20 protein-coding genes and 1 pseudogene are annotated in these 21,245 nt (G+C 71.0%); 6 read left to right on the top strand and 15 right to left on the bottom strand.

The window, feature by feature from the left end:
• Positions 1 to 562: 562 nt before the first annotated feature.
• Positions 563 to 745, top strand: coding sequence for a pentapeptide repeat-containing protein (locus ASG95_RS22485; protein WP_157582504.1), 183 nt, complete (start codon positions 563 to 565; stop codon positions 743 to 745).
• Here the strand turns inward: ASG95_RS22485 and ASG95_RS19500 are convergent.
• The 9 genes and pseudogenes from ASG95_RS19500 to ASG95_RS22495 all read right to left on the bottom strand — a co-directional run.
• Positions 675 to 1,151 carry a hypothetical protein gene (locus ASG95_RS19500; RefSeq protein ID WP_057378526.1) on the bottom strand — a complete coding sequence of 159 codons (477 nt, stop codon included), beginning with the start codon at positions 1,149 to 1,151 and terminating at the stop codon, positions 675 to 677. The genes ASG95_RS22485 and ASG95_RS19500 overlap by 71 nt on opposite strands.
• Positions 1,151 to 2,407: a hypothetical protein gene (locus ASG95_RS19505; protein ID WP_057378527.1), complete on the bottom strand. Its 1,257-nt coding sequence runs from the start codon at positions 2,405 to 2,407 to the stop codon at positions 1,151 to 1,153. The genes ASG95_RS19500 and ASG95_RS19505 overlap by 1 nt, the downstream gene beginning before the upstream one ends.
• Positions 2,408 to 2,592: 185 nt before the next feature.
• Positions 2,593 to 3,018 carry an NUDIX domain-containing protein gene (locus ASG95_RS19510; protein WP_057378528.1) on the bottom strand — a complete coding sequence of 142 codons (426 nt, stop codon included), beginning with the start codon at positions 3,016 to 3,018 and terminating at the stop codon, positions 2,593 to 2,595.
• A gap of 186 nt (positions 3,019 to 3,204) precedes the next feature.
• On the bottom strand, positions 3,205 to 4,905 hold the full coding sequence (locus ASG95_RS19515) for an AMP-binding protein (RefSeq protein WP_057379018.1): 1,701 nt from the start codon (positions 4,903 to 4,905) through the stop codon (positions 3,205 to 3,207).
• Positions 4,906 to 5,478: 573 nt separating this feature from the next.
• Positions 5,479 to 6,678: a pyrophosphate--fructose-6-phosphate 1-phosphotransferase gene (locus ASG95_RS19520; RefSeq protein WP_057378529.1), complete on the bottom strand. Its 1,200-nt coding sequence runs from the start codon at positions 6,676 to 6,678 to the stop codon at positions 5,479 to 5,481.
• A gap of 55 nt (positions 6,679 to 6,733) precedes the next feature.
• Positions 6,734 to 7,552, bottom strand: coding sequence for a L,D-transpeptidase (locus ASG95_RS21880; RefSeq protein ID WP_057378530.1), 819 nt, complete (start codon positions 7,550 to 7,552; stop codon positions 6,734 to 6,736).
• Between the two features lie 11 nt (positions 7,553 to 7,563).
• A complete protein-coding gene (locus ASG95_RS19530; protein WP_157582294.1) occupies positions 7,564 to 8,481 on the bottom strand; it encodes a M15 family metallopeptidase in 918 nt (305 codons plus the stop codon).
• Positions 8,482 to 8,548: 67 nt separating this feature from the next.
• Entirely contained in the window at positions 8,549 to 8,962 is a 414-nt protein-coding gene (locus ASG95_RS22490) for a LytR C-terminal domain-containing protein (RefSeq protein WP_057378532.1), read from the bottom strand.
• Between the two features lie 104 nt (positions 8,963 to 9,066).
• Positions 9,067 to 9,354, bottom strand: a pseudogene (locus tag ASG95_RS22495) (LytR C-terminal domain-containing protein); the annotation flags it as partial.
• Between the two features lie 245 nt (positions 9,355 to 9,599).
• On the opposite strand from ASG95_RS22495, the gene ASG95_RS19540 reads away from it, so the two are divergent.
• Positions 9,600 to 10,052, top strand: a complete 453-nt coding sequence (locus tag ASG95_RS19540) for a hypothetical protein (protein WP_057378533.1) — start codon at positions 9,600 to 9,602, stop codon at positions 10,050 to 10,052.
• Positions 10,053 to 10,055: 3 nt separating this feature from the next.
• On the opposite strand, the gene ASG95_RS19545 is transcribed toward ASG95_RS19540, so the two are convergent.
• The gene (locus ASG95_RS19545) at positions 10,056 to 11,147 is read right to left on the bottom strand and encodes an aspartate-semialdehyde dehydrogenase (protein WP_056921603.1); all 1,092 of its coding nucleotides are present in this window, start codon (positions 11,145 to 11,147) and stop codon (positions 10,056 to 10,058) included.
• Positions 11,144 to 12,415: an aspartate kinase gene (locus ASG95_RS19550; protein WP_057378534.1), complete on the bottom strand. Its 1,272-nt coding sequence runs from the start codon at positions 12,413 to 12,415 to the stop codon at positions 11,144 to 11,146. Before ASG95_RS19550 ends, ASG95_RS19545 begins: the two co-directional genes overlap by 4 nt.
• 155 nt (positions 12,416 to 12,570) lie before the next feature.
• Between ASG95_RS19550 and ASG95_RS19555 the strand changes: the two genes are divergently transcribed.
• Both ASG95_RS19555 and ASG95_RS19560 read left to right on the top strand, forming a co-directional pair.
• Positions 12,571 to 13,485, top strand: coding sequence for an ABC transporter ATP-binding protein (locus ASG95_RS19555; RefSeq protein ID WP_057378535.1), 915 nt, complete (start codon positions 12,571 to 12,573; stop codon positions 13,483 to 13,485).
• Complete coding sequence (locus tag ASG95_RS19560) at positions 13,482 to 14,633, top strand: ABC transporter permease (protein WP_057378536.1); 1,152 nt, start codon at positions 13,482 to 13,484, stop codon at positions 14,631 to 14,633. Before ASG95_RS19555 ends, ASG95_RS19560 begins: the two co-directional genes overlap by 4 nt.
• Positions 14,634 to 14,720: 87 nt before the next feature.
• Here ASG95_RS19560 and ASG95_RS19565 read toward each other — a convergent pair whose 3' ends face one another.
• From ASG95_RS19565 to ASG95_RS19580, 4 genes are all read right to left on the bottom strand, one after another.
• On the bottom strand, positions 14,721 to 15,281 hold the full coding sequence (locus tag ASG95_RS19565; RefSeq protein WP_057378537.1) for a hypothetical protein: 561 nt from the start codon (positions 15,279 to 15,281) through the stop codon (positions 14,721 to 14,723).
• A gap of 150 nt (positions 15,282 to 15,431) precedes the next feature.
• Complete coding sequence (locus ASG95_RS19570) at positions 15,432 to 15,983, bottom strand: DUF5063 domain-containing protein (RefSeq protein ID WP_056921598.1); 552 nt, start codon at positions 15,981 to 15,983, stop codon at positions 15,432 to 15,434.
• Positions 15,976 to 16,575, bottom strand: a complete 600-nt coding sequence (recR, locus tag ASG95_RS19575) for a recombination mediator RecR (protein WP_056921597.1) — start codon at positions 16,573 to 16,575, stop codon at positions 15,976 to 15,978. The genes ASG95_RS19570 and recR overlap by 8 nt, the downstream gene beginning before the upstream one ends.
• 132 nt (positions 16,576 to 16,707) lie before the next feature.
• Positions 16,708 to 19,011 carry a DNA polymerase III subunit gamma and tau gene (locus ASG95_RS19580; protein ID WP_057378538.1) on the bottom strand — a complete coding sequence of 768 codons (2,304 nt, stop codon included), beginning with the start codon at positions 19,009 to 19,011 and terminating at the stop codon, positions 16,708 to 16,710.
• Positions 19,012 to 19,139: 128 nt separating this feature from the next.
• Here ASG95_RS19580 and ASG95_RS19585 point away from each other — a divergent pair, with 128 nt between their 5' ends.
• Complete coding sequence (locus ASG95_RS19585; RefSeq protein WP_082592912.1) at positions 19,140 to 19,835, top strand: ATP-binding cassette domain-containing protein; 696 nt, start codon at positions 19,140 to 19,142, stop codon at positions 19,833 to 19,835.
• Complete coding sequence (locus ASG95_RS19590; RefSeq protein ID WP_057378539.1) at positions 19,832 to 21,238, top strand: hypothetical protein; 1,407 nt, start codon at positions 19,832 to 19,834, stop codon at positions 21,236 to 21,238. The genes ASG95_RS19585 and ASG95_RS19590 overlap by 4 nt, the downstream gene beginning before the upstream one ends.
• Positions 21,239 to 21,245 lie beyond the last annotated feature (7 nt).

Below are 21,245 nucleotides of genomic sequence, written 5' to 3' on the forward strand. Positions count from 1 at the left end.
CGACCGGGACCCGTGCGGTGTGCCGACGGGTGGGGTCTAGCTCGTCGGGGACGCTGAGGCTGCCCCGGAGCACAGAGGTGGTGCCCGGCGCGGCAGTCGTGGCGTCGGTCAGCGTGAGGGTGACGTCGGGGCCCGGGTCGGGTCCGCCGTCGTCGGTGCGGGCGCGCACGACGGCGGCCAGCGGGATCGGGAGGTTGCCGTCGTTGGTCACGGTGATCGTGACCGCCGAGCCGCCCACCTCTGCCAGCACCCGCCGTGGCGAGACGTGCATCGAGAGGTCGGGCTCGACCCGTAGGACCGCCTCCCGACGGATGCCGCCCACCTCGACTTCCGCCGGGTACTCACCCGGCGGGGTGTCCGGCTCGAGTCGGAAGGAGACCGGGACCTGGGCGGTGGCACCCGGGGCGATCACGGCCGCACCGGCGCCGGCGAGGGCCTGCTGCCCGCTGCGGTGCAGGGTGAGTCCTCGCACCGCGACGCGCTGGTCGACGGCGTTCTCGACCGAGACGGTCGCCCTGAGCAGCCCGGGCGGCCCGGTCAGCACGATGGCGTCGGATGACGGCTGCGCTGCTGTGACCTTCGCGGGTGTCGCCTTCGCGGGTGTGGCCTTCGCGGGTGTCGCCTTCGCGGGTGTGGCCTTCGCTGGTTTGCGGCGGGCGGTGGTCACGACGGGCTCACAGGTCGATCACGACGGGGCCGTGGTGCTCGGGCCGGATGTGCGCCGTGGCACTGCCGCGGACGGTGACCGCGAACAGCTCCAGGCCGAGCACCGACCACCCCCACGTCTGCTCGTAGGGCGTGCAGACCTCGGTGGCTGGTGGTGGGCCGAGCTCGAGCCGCACGCAGGTGTCGACCGCCACCGGCTTGAGGTCCACGCTCGACGTCGTCGCGACGTTGGCGTTGGACGTGACGTCGGAGCTCGACTCGATGCTCGAGGTCGTGTTGACCGTCGACGTCGTCGTGACCGGCTCGAGGGTGATGGTGGCGTCACTGTGGACGGTGTTCTCGCCGTTGTTCGTGTTCGTGGTGCCACCCGCGAGGGTGAGCTTCATGTTGTCGAGCCCGGTGAGGCTCGAAGTCACGTCCGCGGTGACGTCGGAGCTGAACGTGTTCCCGCCGAAGACGGTGGTGTCGATCGTGTAGTCGGCCATCAGTGGGCTCCTGCGGGACTGGGCGCATCGGACGAGGCTGCGTCGGGGCTGACGAGGTAGGAGTGGTGGAACCCGAGTCGGGGGTCACCCCACGCGGCCAACCGTGGGTCGAACTCCTGGAGCTCCGGCATGACGATCCGGTCGCGGACCGCCAGGGACGGGTAGTCGTAGACCGTGATGTGGTTCTGCCCGCGGTTCGCGGTGAACAGCAGGGTCTGGTCGGCCGAGAGCTGGCAGGCGTAGATGCCGTCGACCAGGGCGCCGCGGCTCACCCGGAGCGACTCGGCATACAGGTGGGAGTTGCTGAAGAAGTTGCCGCGCATGACCGACTCGGCGACGGTGTTGGCCGACTGCCGGGTGAGGGCAAGGCTCTCCAGCGCGCCCGGGTGCTCGTCGATGAGCCGGTGCTGGCTCAGCGTGAGCAGGTCGACGAAGACGACCGTGTGGCTGCCGCCGGTGCAGAAGATCAGCTCGGAGTCGGAGATCGTCACGTCGGAGTTGATGTGGGCCGGCAGGTCGCGGTCGGCGGCCCAGTGCCGCACCACCCGACCGTCCTCGGCGTCGATCTCGAATGCGTACTGGCGCAGCCAGGCCATGCCCCAGTGCTCGTAGTCCGAGCGGTCGGCGGCGTTGACCCTGAACGAGATCGCGTAGAAGACGTCGAGCACCGGGTGGCAGACGACGTGCCAGCAGGTGGTCGGAAGGGTGATCCGGCGGACCTCGCCCGTCACGGTGTCGAGGATGCCGACCTCCTTGGCCTCACCCCTGGTCGGGTGGTCCATCCCGCCGTAGACGATGTAGCGGCCGGAGGCGGTGCGCTTCATCGCGTGCGGGATCTTCAGCCCGTGGGGTGCGACCTGCTCGGCCTTGGTGAGGCGGTTGACGTCGAACTTCCACAGGTGCTCGCCGATCGACGTGACGAACTGCGTGTCGTCGAGCCAGACGACGTGGGTGCTGCCTTTGATCGTGGTGTCGGGCACCTCGAACCGCAGGGTCGAGACCCGGTCGGCCTCCTCCAGCGTCGCGAGGTCGTAGAAGAGCAGGTGCTGACCCGTGTTGCCCAGGAAGCCGATCCGTCGGCTGGGGTCGACACTCGGCGCGTGCCCCCCGGACGCTCCGCCGAAGTACGTGACCTTGTAGGCGTGGTCGCCGGTGACGGGGTCGTAGTGGAACAGGCACACGCCCGCCCGGCCCTCCAGCCCGTTCAGTCCGTTGCCGTCGAGGGCGACGTGAAACGCATATGGGTAAGTCCGCACTGGCAGCCCCGGCCCGCTCTGATACCCCAGCGGACCCGGCGGACCGCCGATTTCACGGTACTCGGGGTCCAACGGCCTCGAAAGCCCTCAACGACCATCCACTGAGACCAACCACGCCCACTGGAACCCAGATGCCCGTAATGGCCGGAATGCCCTATCAGCGCAGCGATCCCGCACCGCACCGATCAGGTGTCGGGCCAGATCATCGCCCAGCGCGAGGCCAGCGCCTTGCGGGTGCGCGCCGAGAGGCTGAGCCCGACGATCTCGGGCAGTGACCACCACAGGGCCGACGACGTGCCGTCGGTGCGCAGCAGCGAGGGCTCCGCCCCGCACTCGAAGACCAGGTGCACGACGTGCAGGCCGTCCTCGACGAGGCTCTCGAGGTCGATCACCTCGACCCTGGTCGCGGCGATCGCCCCGGCGTCCGACACCAGCCGGCGCGCCCTGACCACTGGGTCCTCGCCCGGCGCGACCACAGCCCCGGGAAGGCCCCAGACGGGCTCCGACGGCGGGCGGGCGCGGTCCAGGAGCACGCGACGGTCCGGGTCCACGCCGAGCACGTGGACGGCGATACGCGTCGTCAGCGGCACGGCAGTGGCCAGCCCATTCATGCCTTCTCCCACGGTGGTTCGGCCTGCGAGCAGGCCACGTGTTGGTCGGCGGGCGCAGTCCCCGGCTCCCGTTCGACCCGAAGATGCTAGAGGAGCAGCCAGCCTGAGCCAACGACGGATGTCACCTCTGGGGCGCGGACGTGCGGGAGGTGCGAGGAGGTGAACGGGGAGGACCGCGCGCCCGCCTCAGGACTTGAGGTCGGGGAACTGGTCGTCGCGGAACTCCTCGGACAGCGAGGTGCCGCCCTCGAAGGCGTGCTGCTCGCGGTCGCGGAGCTCCACCCGCCGGATCTTCCCCGAGATCGTCTTGGGGAGCTCGAAGAACTCGAGCCGGCGCACGCGCAGGTAGGGAGCGAGGTGGCCCCGGGCGTAGCCGAGGATCGCCTTGGCCGTCTCCGCATCGGGCTCCCAGCCTGGCGCCAGGGCGATGTAGGCCTTGGGCACCGCCAGCCTGGTCGGGTCGGGAGCCGGGACCACCGCCGCCTCCGCCACCGCCGGGTGCTCGATCAGCACGCTCTCGAGCTCGAACGGCGAGACCTTGTAGTCGCTCGCCTTGAACACGTCGTCGGTGCGACCGATGTAGGTGATGTAGCCGTCGGCGTCCCGCTGCGCCACGTCACCCGTGTGGTAGTAGCCACCGGCCATCGCCTCGGCCTGGCGCTCGTCGTCGCCGAGGTAGCCGGTCATCAGGTTGACCGGGTGCTTCGAGAGGTCGAGGACGATCTCCCCCTCGTCGGCGAGCTCACCGGTGAGCGGGTCGATCAGGGCCACCGGCACGCCCGGCATCGGCCGGCCCATCGACCCGGGCTTGAGCGGCTCGCCGGCGATGTTGCCCACCTGCAGGGTCGTCTCGGTCTGCCCGTAGCCGTCCCGGATCACCAGACCCCACGCCTTCTCGACCTGCGTGATCACCTCGGGGTTGAGCGGCTCCCCGGCCGCGAGCAGCTCGCGGAGCTCACCCTTGCCGCCACTGAGGTCGGCCTGGATCAGCATCCGCCACACCGTCGGGGGCGCGCAGAAGGTCGTCACCCCGGCACGGCGGATCTGGTCGAGCAGGGCGGCCGCGTCGAAGCGCGCGTAGTTGAAGACGAAGATCGTCGACTCCGCGATCCAGGGGGCGAAGAAGCAGGACCACGCGTGCTTCGCCCAGCCGGGGGAGCTGATCGCGAGGTGGACGTCGCCCGGCCTGGCACCGATCCAGTACATCGTCGACAGGTGACCCACTGGGTACGAAACCTGGGTGTGCTCAACGAGTTTCGGCTTGCTGGTCGTCCCAGAGGTGAAGTAGAGCAGCAACGGATCCGTGGCGGCGGTGGTGGTCTGGAACTCATGACCCACCACGGCATAGGCGTCGGCGTACGTGTGCCATCCATCGACCGCGCCGACCACCACGCGGAGGTAGTCGCCGGGCACCTCGTCGAACTTCGGGGCGTCGGCAGCGTTGGCCACGACGACCTTTGCCTCGCCCCGGTCCACGCGGTCGCGCAGGTCAGCGGACCCCAGGGCTGCAGTCGTGGGCATGATCACCGCCCCCAGCTTGAAGACCGCGAGCATCGTCTCCCACAGCTCCACCTGGTTACCGAGCATGAGCAGCACCCGGTCGCCCTTGCCCACTCCCAGGGACGCCAGCCAGACCGCGACCTGGTCGGACCGCAGGGCCAGCTCGTCGAAGCTCAGCTTGAGCTCGGACCCGTCCTCCTCGACGATCCACAGCGCGGTCGCGGCGTTGTCGCGGGCGATCTCGTCGAACCAGTCGACCGCCCAGTTGAACCGCTCCCCCACGTCGGGCCAACGGAACTCGCGCACCGCGCGCTCGTGCTGTCCACTGAGCGCGACGAGGGTGTCACGAGCTTCCCGGTATGCCGCGGTGCTGGGCTTCGCTGCCATGTCACCGACCTTACGACCGTACAAAGCCGCCGACCATGCGTACCGACGGTGGGTGAGCAGGTAGTCGACGTCGCCGTCACGGAGCAACGGGCCCGGGATGCAAGCCGGTTCCAGACCGGGCCGGATCAGATGGCCGCGCGTCAACGCCAACCCCGGGGTGTCCCGCCACGCAACGGTGACCTCGTCACCAGAGCGTCCGAAGCGCAACCCGTGCCCGAGGACCTCGAGGGTCAGCACCGAGCCGACGCGCAGGGTGCGTCGGAAGTCCCGCGCGTTGACGGTCGCGACCGCCGCGATCCCGAGCAGTGCGATGACGGTGGCCACCAGACCCATCGGCACCGAGAGGTTCAAGGACCACTGGGTCAACGCGAAGAAGACGGCACCCGCCAACGCCATGCCGAGACCGCGGCCGAGCCGCTGGCTGGCGCGCACGGCCCGCAACAGATCACGCCGCAGCGCGCGGTCCACCACGACCTCACGGACGGTTCGGTCGATGCCCCCTCTTGCCACCGGCCAAGAGTAGGTGCCATGGGCGTGCGCCCACCGGGTGTTCGCCGAGATCGACGAGCGAGGCTAGGCCTGGCCGAGGTCGGCAAGCAGTGTGGTGTACCAGTCCGTCGTGGGGTCGAAGGCCTTGCCGCCCTTGATGCGCTCGAACTCGATCGCCCGCAGGGCGTCGTCCTGGTCCTCGTCGTGTCCGACGACACCGGACTCACCCCGCAGGGCCGCGTCCACGGCATACGTCGTGCAGTCCTTGATCAGCGCGAGGTCGGCGTCGTTGGCTGCGGCGGACCGCGAGAAGTAGCCGCTCTTCTGCACCAGCACCTTGTCTGCCCCGAGCTGGTCGGCGAACTGCTTCGCGAACCACGCCCCCGGGTTGACCTTGTCGAGCTGCACGTGGCCGAACGGGTCGCGCGGCACGTCCTGCCCGGCGGCCTCCATCTTGGCCACGATCTCCGCAACGCCGGCGCCCTCGGAGATGAAGAGGTTCACGCCGTCGAACTCGTCCATGACGGTGCGCAGGCGGTTTGCCTCGCGGTCGATGTCGAGCGGTTGCTCGGGCACGTAGACGCCGTGGACGTCCCAGCGCTCGGCCGCGTTCTCCACCCAGCCGCTGAACTCGGCACCCTGCACCCACTGGTGGTGGGCCTGCGCGGTGGCCGCGGTCAACCACCCGCAGTTGCGTCCCATCACCTCGTGGACGATGAGCATGCGTGGGTTGGCGGTGTGCTCGGCGATGACGTTGCGGGCGAAGACCGCACCCTGCTCGGCCGCCGTCGAGGCGCCCAGGGACTGGCGGATCGGGATGACGTCGTTGTCGATCGTCTTGGGCAGGCCGACAACCGTCAGCTCGTAACCGTTGGAGTGCAGGTATGCCGCGAGGTCGGCTGCGGTGCCGTTCGTGTCGTCACCGCCGATCGTGTGCAGGACGTCGACACCGTCGCGGGTCAGCTGCTCGGCCGCGACGTGCAGGGGGTCCTGCCCCTCCTGGACCAGCCCGCGCTCGACGCAGTCCTTGACGTTGGTGAGCTTGACCCGGCTGTTGCCGATCGGGCTGCCCCCGAACCGGTGCAGCAGGTGTGCGTTGGCGCGCACCTCGTCGGTGACCTCCACCGAGTCACCGGTGAGCAGACCGGCATACCCGTTGCGGTAGGCCATGATCCGCACGTCGGGGGCAACCTCGGAGTAGCGCTCGATGAGGCCACCCACGGCGGACGACAGGCACGGGGCGAGGCCACCGGCGGTGAGCATGGCGACGGTCTTGACGGTCATGCGCCCACTCTGCCGTGTCGGGGGTGCCACTTCCACCGTGGTCTGAGGAGTGGGCTCAGCTGATCGACATGACGGCACCCGAGCGTTCCCACCGGAGCACCGCGAGGAGCGCCGAGGTCGGCAGCGAGACGCAGCCCGCGGTGCCACCACCGGTGTCGACGTGGAAGAAGATCGCAGAGCCCTTGCCCGGGGTGCGCGACTCGTTGTAGCCGATCACCTGGGCGTAGTTGTAGGCCGGCGTGTTGAGCAGGTTCTCCGCCGAGTCCCAGCGACCGGAGACCGGCTTGCGCTGGTGGGTGTTGTAGAGGCTCGACTGGCTGTCGTCGACCCAGACGTCGTTGCTGTCGACGCGGAACCAGCCCTGCGCCAGGCCGGGGTTCGCCCTGGCGCCGAAGCCGCCGCGCAGGGGGTAGGTGCCGGCCGGGGTCTTGAGGTCACCCTCGCGCTTGGACCAGCTCACGCCGTTGCGTCCGACGTGGCCGTAGTACGGACCGAGCTCCCGAGCGTAGCCAGTCGCCGTGCGACGACAGGCGCGCACGGTCGCGCTGGAACCGGACGACGTCACCAGGACCACCTGCGCCGCCCGCACCCCCGAGGGCACCCGGCAGGTCGGCGGCTTGGGCCTGGAGGTCGGCTTCGGGCTCGGCTTGGCCGTCGGCTTCGGGGTCGCCTTGCGAGTGCTGGTGCTGGGCTTGGGGACCGGCTTGGTCGTGGTCGTCGCGGTGGTCGTGGTGCTCGTGGTGGTCGACGAGGGCGTGGTCGCGGTCGTGGACGACGAGGTGGGGGCGGCCGCCTCGGGGTCGGCACCACCGCAGCCAGCCAGGAGGACCGCGGCGACAACGCCGAGCGCGCCGAGCACGGGACGTCGGGTCATCGAGCGCCGGCTCATCGGTCGAAGTGCTGGTAGTCGGGGTTGTTCCAGAGGCCGCCCCAGCGCAGGCCCTGGCTGGTGAAGGCTCGCACGGCTGCGCTGCCACTGGAGGAGAAGACCCCCGGGGCGGGGCCACGACGATGCAGCCAGTAGCGGTCGGGGTAGACCGTGCCGTCGTCCGCAACGTAGGGGTTCTCGAAGTCGTTGACGTCGATCGCCGTGCCGTAGGCGTGCTTGCTGTAGACCTTGCTGGCCTCCTCGCCGCCGACGTAGCGACAGTTGAAGGCAGAGGTGTTGTCGGCCTCCATGGCGGCGTAGTCGTTGGCACCCGGGCCCTTGGGGTTCTTGCCCCAGGTCGAGTCCATCGGCTTCATCTGGCGGATCCGGAACTGCAGCGCGTAGAGCCGGGCGAAGGCCGCGGCGGTCTCGTCGGCGATGGAGGCGTTGACCACGAGCGAGCCGCGCGAACGCTTGCCGTCGAAACCCCAGAAGTTGACGCGGACGTAGCGCAGCTGGGAGCGGCCCACCGGGCAGCCCTGGGTCCACGAGACGCCGACCATGCGGTTCCAGACCGAGTCCGGCACCCGCGCGACCGACGCGTTGGCCCCCGAGCCGACGGCGGGTTCGTTCTTCGGGAACCGGACGGTCGGCTCGACACCGGCCCGCGGCACGGGGGCGAGCGCCGTGACCGGCTTGGGCTTCGGCGGCGCCACGGTCGTGCTGCGGGACGGCGTGGCCTTGGTCGTGGTCGTCGAGGGCTTCGTCGTCCGGCTGGCCGTCGCCGTGGTCGTCGGGGGGGCCGTGGTGGTGCTCATGGTGGTGGGGGCCACCGACGTGGGGGCGGCGGAGCCGCCCGGGTCACTCGCGCACGCCGCGAGGGCGAGGCACACGAGGGAAGCCAAGGACACGGCATACACGGGGCGAGAGGTCATCGGGCACCCACTGTGCCCTGTTCGTCCCCCTCGAATCCAGTCCGGGCGTGCCGTGCTCAGGTGCTGGTCACGTGCAGGGGCGGGCGACCGTGGGCGTCGGCTGCTTCGGGCGGGCCGGCAGGGGCGGGACCTCGCTGGTCGGGGTGAGGGCGGTGTAGGCGTTGCCGATGACGAGGTCGAGCGTGGCGTCGAGGCGGTCGTCCTTGACCAGCTGTGCCTCGGGCACGTGGCCCTTGAGCAGGGCTGCGGCGAGGTCTCCCTGCTCGCCGTAGCGGATCACGGCGGTGCCGAGCTGCATGGTGCGCTGGGGGTCGTTGGAGACGTCCTTGACCTTGAAGCCGCGGCCGGCGATGTCGTCGGCGACAACCTTGGCCAGGCCGGTCTTGTAGGTGGTGTTGTAGACGTTGACCTTGACCTCGCTCGGGATCGGCTTGAGCCGTGGCGGGATGGCGACCAGGTCCTTGTAGGCGAGCCCGACCACGACGTCGACCGAGGTGCCTTTGCGCGAGTCGGCGAACAGTTTCGCGCCGGGGATCTGGGAGGCGGTGAGCAGGGCCTGGTCGAGACCGTCGGGACCGTGGTGCNTCCGACGGTGAACTTCCGCTTGGCCAGCCCGGACGCGACCTGCCCGGCGACGCCGGTGCGGCCGGTGGCGTTCATGACGTTGACCGTGAACGAGGCCCTGGCCGGGGCGGGCACGACCACCGGGTTGCACGCCGGCTTGGGCGCCGGCGGGGTCATCCACCCGGCCGAGTAGGCGGCGGTGATGCTGGCGGTGCCCAGGATCACGCCGGGGATGGTGACGAACAGCATCACCTGACGCATCCGGTGCTTGCGCCACAGCTGTGTGGGTGTGAGGTTCTCGTCCTTCATGGCTGCCCCCTGGCTCGCGCTCCCGTTGAGTCCCAATAGTCACATCAGTCACATCTGTCACAGGTCAAGCGACACGCTGACGACCCGTTTCGTCACCGCTCCGTGATGGACACCGGGCCGTCATCGCCCGAGCTGCGGGACGGCGTGCGCGAGGATGTCGCCCCATGACCTCCCTCGCCCACCTGACCCATTGAGCGCGGCCCGGCGGCGTCCCGAGTGGCCGCCGACTGGCCGCCGCCACGGCCGTGCTGCTCACCGTCGCCGCGGTGGCCGTCGCGCTGGCTGCCCTCGCGGGCTGCGGTGGCCCGGACCACCTCGAGGGCAAGGTCGTCGCGGTCGACGACACCGGCAAGGGCGACCGACCGCTGGGCGGCGGCTGGGTGGCCGTGTTCGAGGACGACGCCCTGCTCGGGTTCCTCTCCGGGGCCGGGATCGACGTGCCCAGCACCGGAGACCTGCCCTACGTGGGCGGGCGAGTGCTCCACGACGACGTCACCAGCGCCGGGGGGTCGTTGGCGAGCATCGCCGCGGACGGGACCTTCGCGCTGACCGCGACCGGGCGGCATACCGTGTGCCGGCTCGTGGAGGCACCGCAGGTGGACGTCCTCAAGGGCTGCGCCGTGGTCGACCTGCCCGCGAAGGGCAGGCTCCGGCTCTCGGTCGGGGAGGCCGGCCTGCGGGCCACCCTCGACGACTGAGGCTCAGCGAACGACGGCGAGGTCCTTCGCGACGAGCTCGGCGACCTGCACCATGTTGAGCGCGCCGCCCTTGCGCAGGTTGTCGCCGCAGATGAAGAAGTCGAGCGTGTTCGGGAAGTCGAGCGCCTGCCGCAGGCGGCCGGCGAACCGCGGGTCGGACCCCACGATGTCGGACGGCGTCGGGAACTCCAGGCTGTCGGGGTCGTCGAGCACGACCACGGCCGGGGCCTCGACGAGGGCCTGACGCGCCTCGGCGACGTCGATGCGGCGCGCGAAGGTCGCGTGGACGGCGACCGAGTGGGTGGTGATGACCGGCACGCGCACGCAGGTCGCGGAGACGCGGAGGTCGGGCAGCCCCAGCACCTTGCGGGTCTCGTTGCGGATCTTCAGCTCCTCGGACGTCCAGCCGTCCTCGGCCGCGGTGCCGATCCAGGGCACGACGTTGAGGGCCAGCGGCGCCGGGAAGGGCGACAACGTGCCGAGCTCGTGCTCGATCAGTCGTCGCACGTCGCCGGACTGGTGTCCCAGCTCGCGGTGCCCGGCCACGACCTCCAGCTCGTCGTAGAGCCGGGCCATGCCGACGCGACCGGCTCCGGAGGCGGCCTGGTAGGAGGCGACGACCAGCTCGGTCAGCTCCCACCCGGCGTGCAACACCCCGAGGGCGTCGATCATCGTCAGGGTCGTGGCGCCGGGGTTGGCGATGATCCCCTTGGGCCGGTTGCGGATCTGCAGCGGGTTGACCTCGGGCACGACCAACGGGATGTCGGGGTCGCCGCGCAGGGCCGAGCTGTTGTCGATGACGACCGCTCCGCGCGCGGCCGCGATGGGCGCCCAGTGCGCCGCCACGGGGGGCGGCACGTCGACCAGGGCGATGTCCACGCCGTCGAAGAACTCCGCCGACAGCTCCTGCACCACCACCTCACGGCCACAGACGGTGAGCACCGTCCCGGCATCCTCGGGCGCAGCGGCAGCGCGGATCTCGCCCCAGATGTCGGCTCGCATCGCGAGCACCTGCTGGGTCACCGCCCCCACGGCTCCGGTGGCACCGACCAGGGCGAGGGTCGGGCGCGGGGCCTTCGAGGCGAGTGAGGTCACCGGCCGGTGCCTCCGTAGACCACGGCTTCGCCTTCCGAGGAGTCCAGCCCGAACGCCGAGTGCACGGCCCGGACGGCGTCGTCGAGCACGTCGGCCCGCGTGACGACCGAGATGCGGATCTCCGAGGTGGAGATCATCTCGATGTTCACGCCGGTGTCGGCCAGCGCCTTGAAGAAGGTCGCGGAGACGCCGGGGTGCGAGCGCATGCCGGCCCCGACCAGTGACAGCTTGCCGATCTGGTCGTCGTACTGGATGGACGCGAAGCCCACCGACTCCTGGACCTTCCTCAGGGCGTGCACGCCGGTCTGCCCGTCGGTCTTGGGGCAGGTGAACGAGATGTCGGTCAGGCCGGTCTCGGTCGCCGACACGTTCTGCACGATCATGTCGATGTTGATCTCGGCATCGGCGCAGGTCTGGAAGATCGCGGCGGCCATGCCCGGGTGGTCCGGGACGCCGACGACGGTGATCTTGGCTTCGCTGCGGTCGTGTGCGACACCGGCGATGATCGGGGCTTCCACGGTGTCTCCTTCGGCTGGTTTGTCCGTGACGATGGTGCCCTCCTTCGCTGAGAAGGAGCTGCGGACGTGGATCGGGATGTCGAAGCGGCGGGCGTACTCGACGCTGCGCAGGTGCAGGACCTTGGAGCCGGAGGCCGCCAGCTCGAGCATCTCCTCGTTGGAGATGCGGTGGATCTTCTTGGCAGACGGGACGATTCGCGGGTCGGCAGTGAAGACGCCGTCTACGTCGGTGTAGATCTCGCACACCTCGGCGTTGAGGGCTGCGGCGAGCGCGACCGCGGTGGTGTCGGTGCCACCCCGACCCAGGGTGGTGATCTCCTTGGTGTCCTGGCTGACCCCCTGGAACCCGGCCACGATGACGATGTGCCCCTTCTCGAGCGCGTCGGTGACCCGCCCGGGGGTGACGTCGATGATGCGCGCCTTGCCGTGGCTCGAGTCGGTGATGACCCCGGCCTGGCTGCCGGTGAAGGAGCGCACGGTGTAGCCGAGGTCGGCGATCGCCATGGCCACCAACGCCATCGAGATGCGCTCGCCCGCGGTCAGGAGCATGTCCATCTCGCGCGGGGGCGGCTGGGGGCTCACCTCGTTGGCGAGGTCGAGCAGCTCGTCGGTGCTGTCGCCCATGGCCGAGACCGCCACGCAGACGTCGTTGCCGGCCTTCTTCGCCTCGACGATCCGCCGGGCGACGCGCTTGATGCTCGCGGCATCGGCGAGCGAGGAGCCGCCGTACTTCTGGACGACGATGGGCACGGTGCTTCTCCTGGGACCACGGCGGGCAGGTGCGGGTGGGACGGGCGGTCAGTCTATCTGCGGTCCTCATCGTGGGACGCGGGTGTCGTATGCCGGACGCGCGAGTGAGTACGAAAGCGGAGGTCAGGGGGTGGCTGCGCCGCTAGCCTTCGCGCATGAGCATCGAGGTGCAGGGGGTGCGGCGGGCGTTCGGGGACGTGCTCGCCGTGGAGGACATCAGCCTCACGGCTGAACCGGGCGAGGTCACCGCCCTCATCGGTCCCAACGGTTCCGGCAAGACGACGCTGTTGCTGATGTTGGCGACGCTGCTGGTCCCCGACCACGGGCAGATCAAGGTTGACGGGCTCGACCCGGTCACCCAGCCGACCGAGGTCCGGGCGAAGATCGGCTGGATGCCCGACGGCTTCGGCACCTGGGACGCGCTGACGGTGCGCGAGGTGCTGCTGACCATCGCCGCGGCATACCGGATCGCGCCCGACCAGGCGCGCACCCGCGCCGACGAGCTGCTGCACACCGTGCACCTGGACGACCTCGCGGACCGGCGCGCCCGCGTCCTGTCGCGAGGGCAGAAGCAGCGGCTCGGCCTGGCCCGCGCGCTGATCAACGACCCCTCGGTCCTGCTGCTCGACGAGCCGGCGTCCGGGCTCGACCCGCGCAGCCGCATCGAGCTGCGGGACGTGCTCCGAGGCCTGGCCGCCCAGGGCAAGACCGTGCTGGTCTCGAGCCACATCCTCACCGAGCTGCAGGAGGTGGCCGACCGCGCCGTCATCGTGGCGCGGGGGCGCAGCCTGGAGACGCAGAGCCTCGACGCTGGGTTCATCGCGACCGCCACGGCGTCGTGGCGGATCGACTCGCTCGACCCCGAACGGCTCTCCAGCTGGCTCGAGGAGAGACACGTCCCCGCCACCAAGGTCGGTGGCGGGCTCACCGAGGTGGAGGTCGCCGGCGAGGAGAACGCAGCCCGCCTGCTGGCCGACCTGGTCGGAGACGGCATCCGCGTGATCGCGTTCGCCCCGAGCCAGGGGGCCCTCGAGTCCGCCTACCTCGCAGCGACGGAGGACCGGCGATGAGCTGGCACGGGATCAAGACCATCGCCGCCCTCGAGCTGCGCCAGCGCCTGCGCACGTCGCGGTGGCCGATCGTCTTCGGGATCTGGGTGCTGCTCATCGCGGGCATCAGCTTCCTGTCCTACTGGGCCACCAACGACCCCGACCTCCAGTCGGGCTCGGCGATGTACGACATCGTCGTGTTCTTCGTCCTCGGACTGTCGATGCTCATCGTCCCGTCGCTCACAGCGACCTCGGTGAACGGCGACCGCGAGCACGGCGTGCTCGCCACCCTCCAGACGACCCTGCTCACCGAGTGGGACATCGCGCTCGGCAAGCTGCTGTCCGCGTGGGTGGTCGCGCTGGCGTTCCTGGCGACCGCGCTGCCGTTCCTGGCGTGGGCGTGGGCCGAGGGCGGTGTCTCCGGCGGCCGGATCGTGCTGTCGCTGTTCGTGCTGGTGCTCGTGCTGGCAGTCGTCTGCGCCATCGGCCTGATGTTCTCGACGCTCACGGCCCGCCCGGTCTCCTCGGCGGTGCTCACCTACCTGACGATGGGCGCGCTCGTCTTCGGCACGACCATCGGGTTCGGGCTGAGCGCGTTCCTCGTGACGCAGCAGGAGACGCAGCAGGTCTACGGCATCCCGGACACCTGGTGGGAGCAGCACCAGCCGCCGGCCTTCGACCCTGCCGACCCCAACCTGACCCCCGAGCAGCTCGAGGAGATCCAGAAGAGCCAGCGCCAGCCGACCCGCGCGGACTGCACCACGTTCACCCGGACCTCGACGGTCGCGCACACCGAGCGGATCTGGTGGATGCTGCCGCTGAACCCGTTCGTGGTCGTGGCCGACGCCGCACCCTCGGAGGCACGCAAGGACAACGGCCTGTACGCCAGCGGGTTCACCCCTATGCGGTGGATCAGCGCCGGCGTCCGAGCCGCCCGCAACGGGCCGAGCGACGTGCACGACGAGTGCACCGGCTACATCGTCAACGAGCCGATGCAGGGCTCGGACGAGGGCGTCGACGACCCGCTCTCGAAGGCCCTCGACACCGCGCCGGTCTGGCCCTACGGGCTGGCCTTCCTGCTCGTGGCCGGTGCGGGTGCGACGGTCCTGGCCGGCCGCCGGCTCAGGACGCCGATCCGGCGGCTGCCCAACGGCACCCGCATCGCCTGACGGCGCACCACAGCGAGACGGTATGCCGCGTGGCCGGGGTGGCCACGCGGCATACCTCCCGTCGCTCGAGCCTTCGTGGCGTCGAGGTCAGCCGAAGTAGTCGGCGAGCACCTCGCAGAAGTCGACGTAGAACGCCGGGTGGCTGCCGTGGTCGGCCAGCAGCTCGAAGCTGCCCTCGATGAACACGTCGTTGTCGAGGTCGTTGTCGCCCTTGGTGTCATCGACGAACGTGGTCTTGAGGAGGCCGTGGTCGCGGAAGAGGATCGCACCGGTCTCGTCACGAGCCACGAACGGCTGGCCCGACTCCATGGCCTCGAAGCGGTAGGTCGTGCCCGAGATCAGGGTCGCGTGCAGGTCCTTGTACAGACCCTGGTGGTCGATCGTCATGGTCCTGCCGTTGGCGGTGAGGACCTCCTGGACGTCGTAGTTGTCGAAGTACCGCGGCGGGTAGCCCGGCTTGGTCGGCGCCTTGAGCATGAACACTCCTTCGAAGGTGACCTCCTCGTGGATGAGCGGGCCACAGTCGTCGAAGTCGAAGGAGTCGGAGCCGCTGTAGTTTTCGCGCTCCAACGGTGCGGCCTGGGCCGGCAGGGCCATCGCGAAGGCCAGGGCCAGGACGCCACAGGCAGAGATCAGCAACTTCCTCATGGGACTTCCCTTCAGTCGTCCCTGCGGTGCCCACGATCCCCTCGACGGCCCGCACTGCGAACCGTCGATTGGACTAATCCCGCCGCCCACGACGCCCGTCTGCCATGGTGACCCCCAGCCCGAAGGTGTGACCTGGGTCAGGCCAGCGGGTCAGGGGTGGAGGGCGTCGAACTCGGCCTCGGAGATGGTCTCCTCGTCGGCGTCGAGCCGGATGTGGCCGAGCAGGGACTGGAGCACCCGCAGGGCGGAGGCGGCCCGCTCACCCCAGTCGGACAGGTAGCTGAACTGCCACCACCACAGCGCTTCCGAGATGCGCCCCTGGTCGTAGTGCCGCAGGCCGTGCGAGAGCGCGCCGGCGACCACCGTGATGTCGTTGGAGAGCGAGCCGGTCGTCAGCTCGGTCGAGGTGACGGGGTCGACCAGGTCGGCGTACTCATCCAGACCCTCGAAGAGGTTGGCCACCCCCGTGCGCAAGGGGTCGAGCTCGGCCTCCACGGTGTCCGTCTCGAACCGCTCGACCGGCACGATGTCCTCGATCGCCCCGAGCCGCGCGCCCATGACCAGCACCTGCGACAGGGCCAACAGCGTCATCGGGATGGCCGCGTCGGGAGCCGAGCCCGACGCGACCTCGGTCAACGTCGTGAGGTAGGCCCGGGCGTCGAGGGCCGACTCGTCGGCCAGCACCTGCAGGTCGTCAGACATCGAGAAGCCTCCTGCCTTCGAACGCGCGACCGAGGGTGACCTCGTCGGCATACTCCAGGTCGCCACCGACGGGCAGGCCCGAGGCGAGCCGGGTGACCCGCAGACCCATCGGACGCAGGAACCGGGCGAGGTAGCTCGCCGTCGCCTCGCCCTCGAGGTTGGGGTCGGTGGCGATGATGACCTCGGTGACCTCGGCGGACGCGAGCCGGGTCATCAGCTCCTTGATGCGCAGGTCGTCGGGGCCGACGCCGTCGATCGGGCTGATCGCCCCGCCGAGCACGTGGTAGCGACCGCGGAACTCGCGAGTGCGTTCGATGGCCACCACGTCCTTGGGCTCCTCGACGACGCAGATCGCAGTGCCGTCCCGGCGTGGGTCGGCGCAGATGCGGCACTGCTCGGACTCTGCAACGTTCCCGCAGGTCTCGCAGAACCGCACCTTGGCCTTCACCTCGGTGAGCACCTCGACCAGGCGCTTGACGTCGATCGCGTCGGCCTGCAGCAGGTGGAAGGCGATCCGCTGGGCACTCTTGGGGCCCACGCCGGGCAGCCGGCCGAGCTCGTCGATCAGGTCCTGGACCACACCTTCATACACATCGGTGAGCCTATGCCCTCGGGGTGTCACCACCCACGACGCCGCCCCGGACTCGCTCGCGCAGCCCCGCAGCCAGCCCCGACCACGGTGAGCTGGTCGACCACCCGTCAAGGTGTTCGCCCATCGCCGCGGTCAGGGTCCTTCGTCGATGACCTTGCCGCCGAGGAGCCGCTCGATCACGGGGCGGCCCACCTCGCCGAGCTCGGCGATGTCCTCGTCGTCGGTGCTGGCCGCACTGTCGTCGGCGACGTAGGTGTCAGGGGTGCGAGCCGGTGCCTCCGCCGCCACCGCGGCCTTCGCGGCGGCCAGCCTCGAGCCCGTGCCCGGCTCGGCGGGCGCACCGGGCTCGGGCGCAGCCGCCGTGGCCGGACCCCCCGGGGCGTCGTCACTGGCCCAGCTCGGGCCGCTGGACGGACCCGACGACGCGGTCGCCCAGCCGCCGCCGGTCTCCGGGGGCGGGCTCGAGGCCGCGATCCCGGCGTATGCCGCGGGGCCGGCTCCGCTGCCCGCCGCACCGCGATCGGTGCTGCCTCCTCGGCCGCCCGATGGCGCCGGGTTGTCACCCTTCACTGCCGGGTCGTCGGACGGGTAGCGGTTGGCCGGGACGACGGTCGGGTGGGACTCCCCGCTCGGGGCGGACTGCCCAGCATCTGGAGTCGGGATGCCCTCGACGCGGGCGTCCACGCCGAGGACGTCGATCAGGGCCTGGCGCACCAGGTCGGCGTGCGGACCGTGGCGGAAGGTGTTGGCGATGCCGACGGTGGAGATGCCGAGCACCACCTTGGAGCCGTCGTAGTCGTGGACGGTGGCGTGCTCGGACAGCAGCGTCCAGGTCGTGCGCTTGTGCTTGAAGATCCAGCCGAGGATGTCTGGCCAGGCGCGCCGGATGGCCGCGACGTCCAGGCCACCGGCGATGGCTCCCGGCTGCCCACCCGCAGAGGCCGGCGCGGGCTCCGCCACCGGTCCGGCGTCCGCAGCGGCGGGCGCAGCCGGCTCGGCGGGGGCGACCGGCTCGGCGACCGGCTGGGGCGCCACGGGCGCAGCGGCTGCTGGCTCGGCTTCGGCCGGCTCGGGTGACCCACCGGCACCCTGTTCGGGCGGGGCGTCCTGCGGTGCGGGCGTCGCCTCCGCCGGGGCGCTGGAGGAGGGAGCGGCGGTCTCCGGAGCGGCCTGCGAAACCGGAGCGGCCTGCGAAACCGGTGCGGCAACCTGAGCAGGTGCGGCAGCGGGTGCCGGCGCGGTCGGCGCAGCCGCGCGAGCGGCTGACGGCACGCCCTCCACGTCGAGGCGGCGTTCGAGGCGGTCGAGCCGGGCGGCATACCCACTCTCGCCGGAGGCGGCGGGGAGCAGGACGCGCGCGCAGATCAGCTCGAGCTGGAGCCGCGGCGCGGTGGCGCCGGTCATCTCGGTGAGCCCGGCGTTGACGATGTCGGCCGCCCGCGACAGGGCACCCCCGCCGAACGCTGCGGACTGTTGGCGCATCCGCTCGAGCTGGTCCTCGGGCACGCCGCGCAGCACCGACGAGGCGCCGTCGGGGACAGCGGCCACGACGATGAGGTCACGCAGGCGCTCGAGCAGGTCCTCGACGAACCGGCGCGGGTCGAGCCCGGTCTCGATGACCCGGTCGACCTGGTGGAAGACACCCGAGGCATCGGCGGCCGCGAACGCGTCGATGATCGCGTCGAGCAGCTCGGCGTCGGTGAACCCGAGCAGCGCCGCGGCCCCTTCGTAGGTGAGGCCCTCGTCGCCCGAGCCCGCGATCAGCTGGTCGAGCACCGAGAGCGAGTCACGCACCGACCCGCCGCCCGCGCGGGTCACGAAGGACAGCACGCCCGGCGCGACGGCGACCCCCTCCTGCTGGCAGAGCGAGGCCATGTAGTCGGACAGCTGGCCGGGCGGCACGAGGCGGAACGGGTAGTGGTGGGTGCGGGAGCGGATGGTGCCGATGACCTTCTCGGGCTCGGTCGTCGCGAAGACGAACTTCACGTGCTCCGGCGGCTCCTCGACGATCTTGAGGAGGGCGTTGAAGCCCTGCGGCGTGACCATGTGGGCCTCGTCGATGATGTAGATCTTGTAGCGGCTCTGGGCCGGACCGTAGGACGCCCGCTCGCGCAGGTCCCGGGCGTCGTCGACCCCACCGTGGCTGGCCGCGTCGATCTCGATGACGTCGACGCTGCCGGCGCCACCGCGGGCCAGCGCGACGCAGGAGTCGCAGGTGCCGCAGGGGGTCGGCGTCGGGCCCTGCTCGCAGTTGAGGCAGCGGGCCAGGATGCGGGCGCTGGTCGTCTTGCCACAGCCTCGCGGACCGGAGAACAGGTAGGCGTGGTTGACCCGGCCCGTGCGCAGCGCCTGCATGAGCGGCTCGGTGACGTGCTCCTGACCGATCACGTCGGCGAAGGACTCGGGCCGGTAGCGGCGGTACAGGGCGGTGCTCACCTCGGGAACCCTAGTCGCCCCGGATGACATCCGCGTCCCCCTCCCACAGCCCCTCCACAGCCCCTCACCCCGGCCCCGGCGGGCGCGGGACGAGCCCGGTGGCAGACTGGCGCGGACGAGGGAGGCAGATGTTCGCACGCCGCAGACACGACACCACCAAGCCGCCCCCCGGCGGGTCCGAGAGCGCTGCACCCATCCGGCTCGAGGCGAACGGGGTCGGCAAGCACATCGACGGGAACGTGCTCCTGTCCCCCATCGACCTCGTGGTCTCCTCGGGCGAGTGCGTCGTGGTCCGGGGTGAGAACGGCAGCGGCAAGACGACCCTCCTGCGCATCCTGGCAGGCACTCTCGAGGCGTCCGAGGGCAGCGCGACCCTCGACGGCGGCTCCATCGACGAACGCCACCCGGGCACCCGCGCCCGGGTGGCCGCGCTGATCGGGTACCCCACGGCATACCGCGACCTCACTGTGGTCGACCACCTCGTCCTGATCGACTCCACGTGGGGCGGCGCGATCGGCACCGCGGACGAGCGGGCCGACGATCTGCTCGTCAGCCTCGAGATCGACCACCTCTCCGAGCGGTTCCCGCACGAGCTGTCGTCGGGTCAGCAGCACCTCTTCCACCTCGCGCTGGTGCTGTTCCGCCCTTCCCGGGTGCTGCTCCTCGACGAGCCCGAGCAGCGCCTCGACACCCACAAGCGCGGCCTGCTCACCGAGATCCTGGTGGCTCGCAAGGCGGCTGGTGACGCGCTCGTGGTGGCCTGCCACGACCCCGAGATGACGGCCGCGATCGCCGACCGCGTCGTCGACGTGGTCGCCCCGTGAGCTCGACGCCGACCCAGGAGGCCGGGCCCACGAGCGACCGCGAGCGCCTCGACCAGGCGCGTCGGGTGATCCGCGGCGGCTTGCCCGAGGGGGGCAACGGCAACGTCGTGTATGCCGCGTACGTCGCCGTGATCGCCGCCCTCACCTACGGGGTGCCGGCGTCGCGGGCGTTCTTCATGTTCGTCGACCCGGCCTGGCTCTCGCGGCACCTGACCGGGGCCCGGGGCGTGCTGGTCGTGGGCGTCCTCGTCGCCGCCGTGTGGCTGGTCGGGCACCGGCTGGGATCGCTCCGCGGACCGGTGGTGCCGGACCTGCCCTACCTCGACCACGTCGCCGTCAGCTCGCTCGACCGCGCCGTGGTGCTGCGTCGCTGGTGGCGGCTGAGCCTGCTCGGCTGCCTCATCGGTGGCCTGCTCACCGGCGCGGTCGTCGGCACCGGCATGGTCGTCGCGGACGTGTCCTCGCCGTGGGCGCTGCTGCCGTCGAGCCTGGGTGGCCTGGTGGTGGGGCTCGGGTTCGCCGGGTCGTGGCTGTGGGGGCAGGTGCGGTCGTGGCCGACCGGACCACGCGGTGCCTCGACGGTGCTGCGGGGCGCCCGGTCGTTGCGGGCGCTGCACCACGTCGGGTTGCGGACCCAGTCGTCGCGGGCGGTGACGATGGGTGGTGCGGTGCTGGCCGGCGACCTGCGCGCGGCCCGGCTCGACGTCGCCTCCCCGTCGACGCGCCTGCGGCGGACCAGGCTCCGGGCCCGCGGGCCGGTCGCGGTGCTGGCCGGCCGCGACCTGTTGGGGCTCCGGCGCGCGCCCGGCGCCCTGGTCGTCGGCCTCGTCCTCGTCGCCGCAGGCTGCTGGTCTCTCGCCCACGCGACCATCCCCGGCGTGCCGAACATCGTCGCGTTCGTCGGCACCGTCTCGTGCTACCTGGGCTACGGGGCCTGGTCCGAAGGGCTGCGGCTGCAGGGTGACAACGCCGGCACGCCGCCGCTGATCGGGCTCGCGTACGGCAGGGAGGCGTTGGCCCACCTGGTGACGCCCTCGGCGCTCTACTCGGTGGTCGCGCTCCTGACCGGGGTCGCCGTCGTCCTCACGACGCCGGGGGCCGGCTTCGCCGCTCTGGTCTGGCCGCTGGCGATGGTGGCGCTCGTGGCCGGGGGCCACCTCATGGCGGCGTTCCGGGGACTGCCGCCGGTCAGCCTGTTCTCACCGGGCTCGGCCGTGGTGTCGGTGGCGTTCTGGTACTCCCGGCCGCTGCTGCTCACCATCATCGGCGGCGTCGCCGCGACCGCGCTGCTGACGAGGTCGACCGCCTCGAACGCCCTCATGGTCCTGGTGCTCGCCTCGTATGCCGCCGTCGCGTTCGGGCGGCGCCGGGTCAGGCTGCTCGACGAGGGCCACCGCACCTGACGCGCGT

It is taken from the genome of Phycicoccus sp. Soil803 (genome assembly GCF_001429685.1).
Taxonomy (GTDB): Bacteria; Actinomycetota; Actinomycetes; order Actinomycetales; family Dermatophilaceae; genus Pedococcus.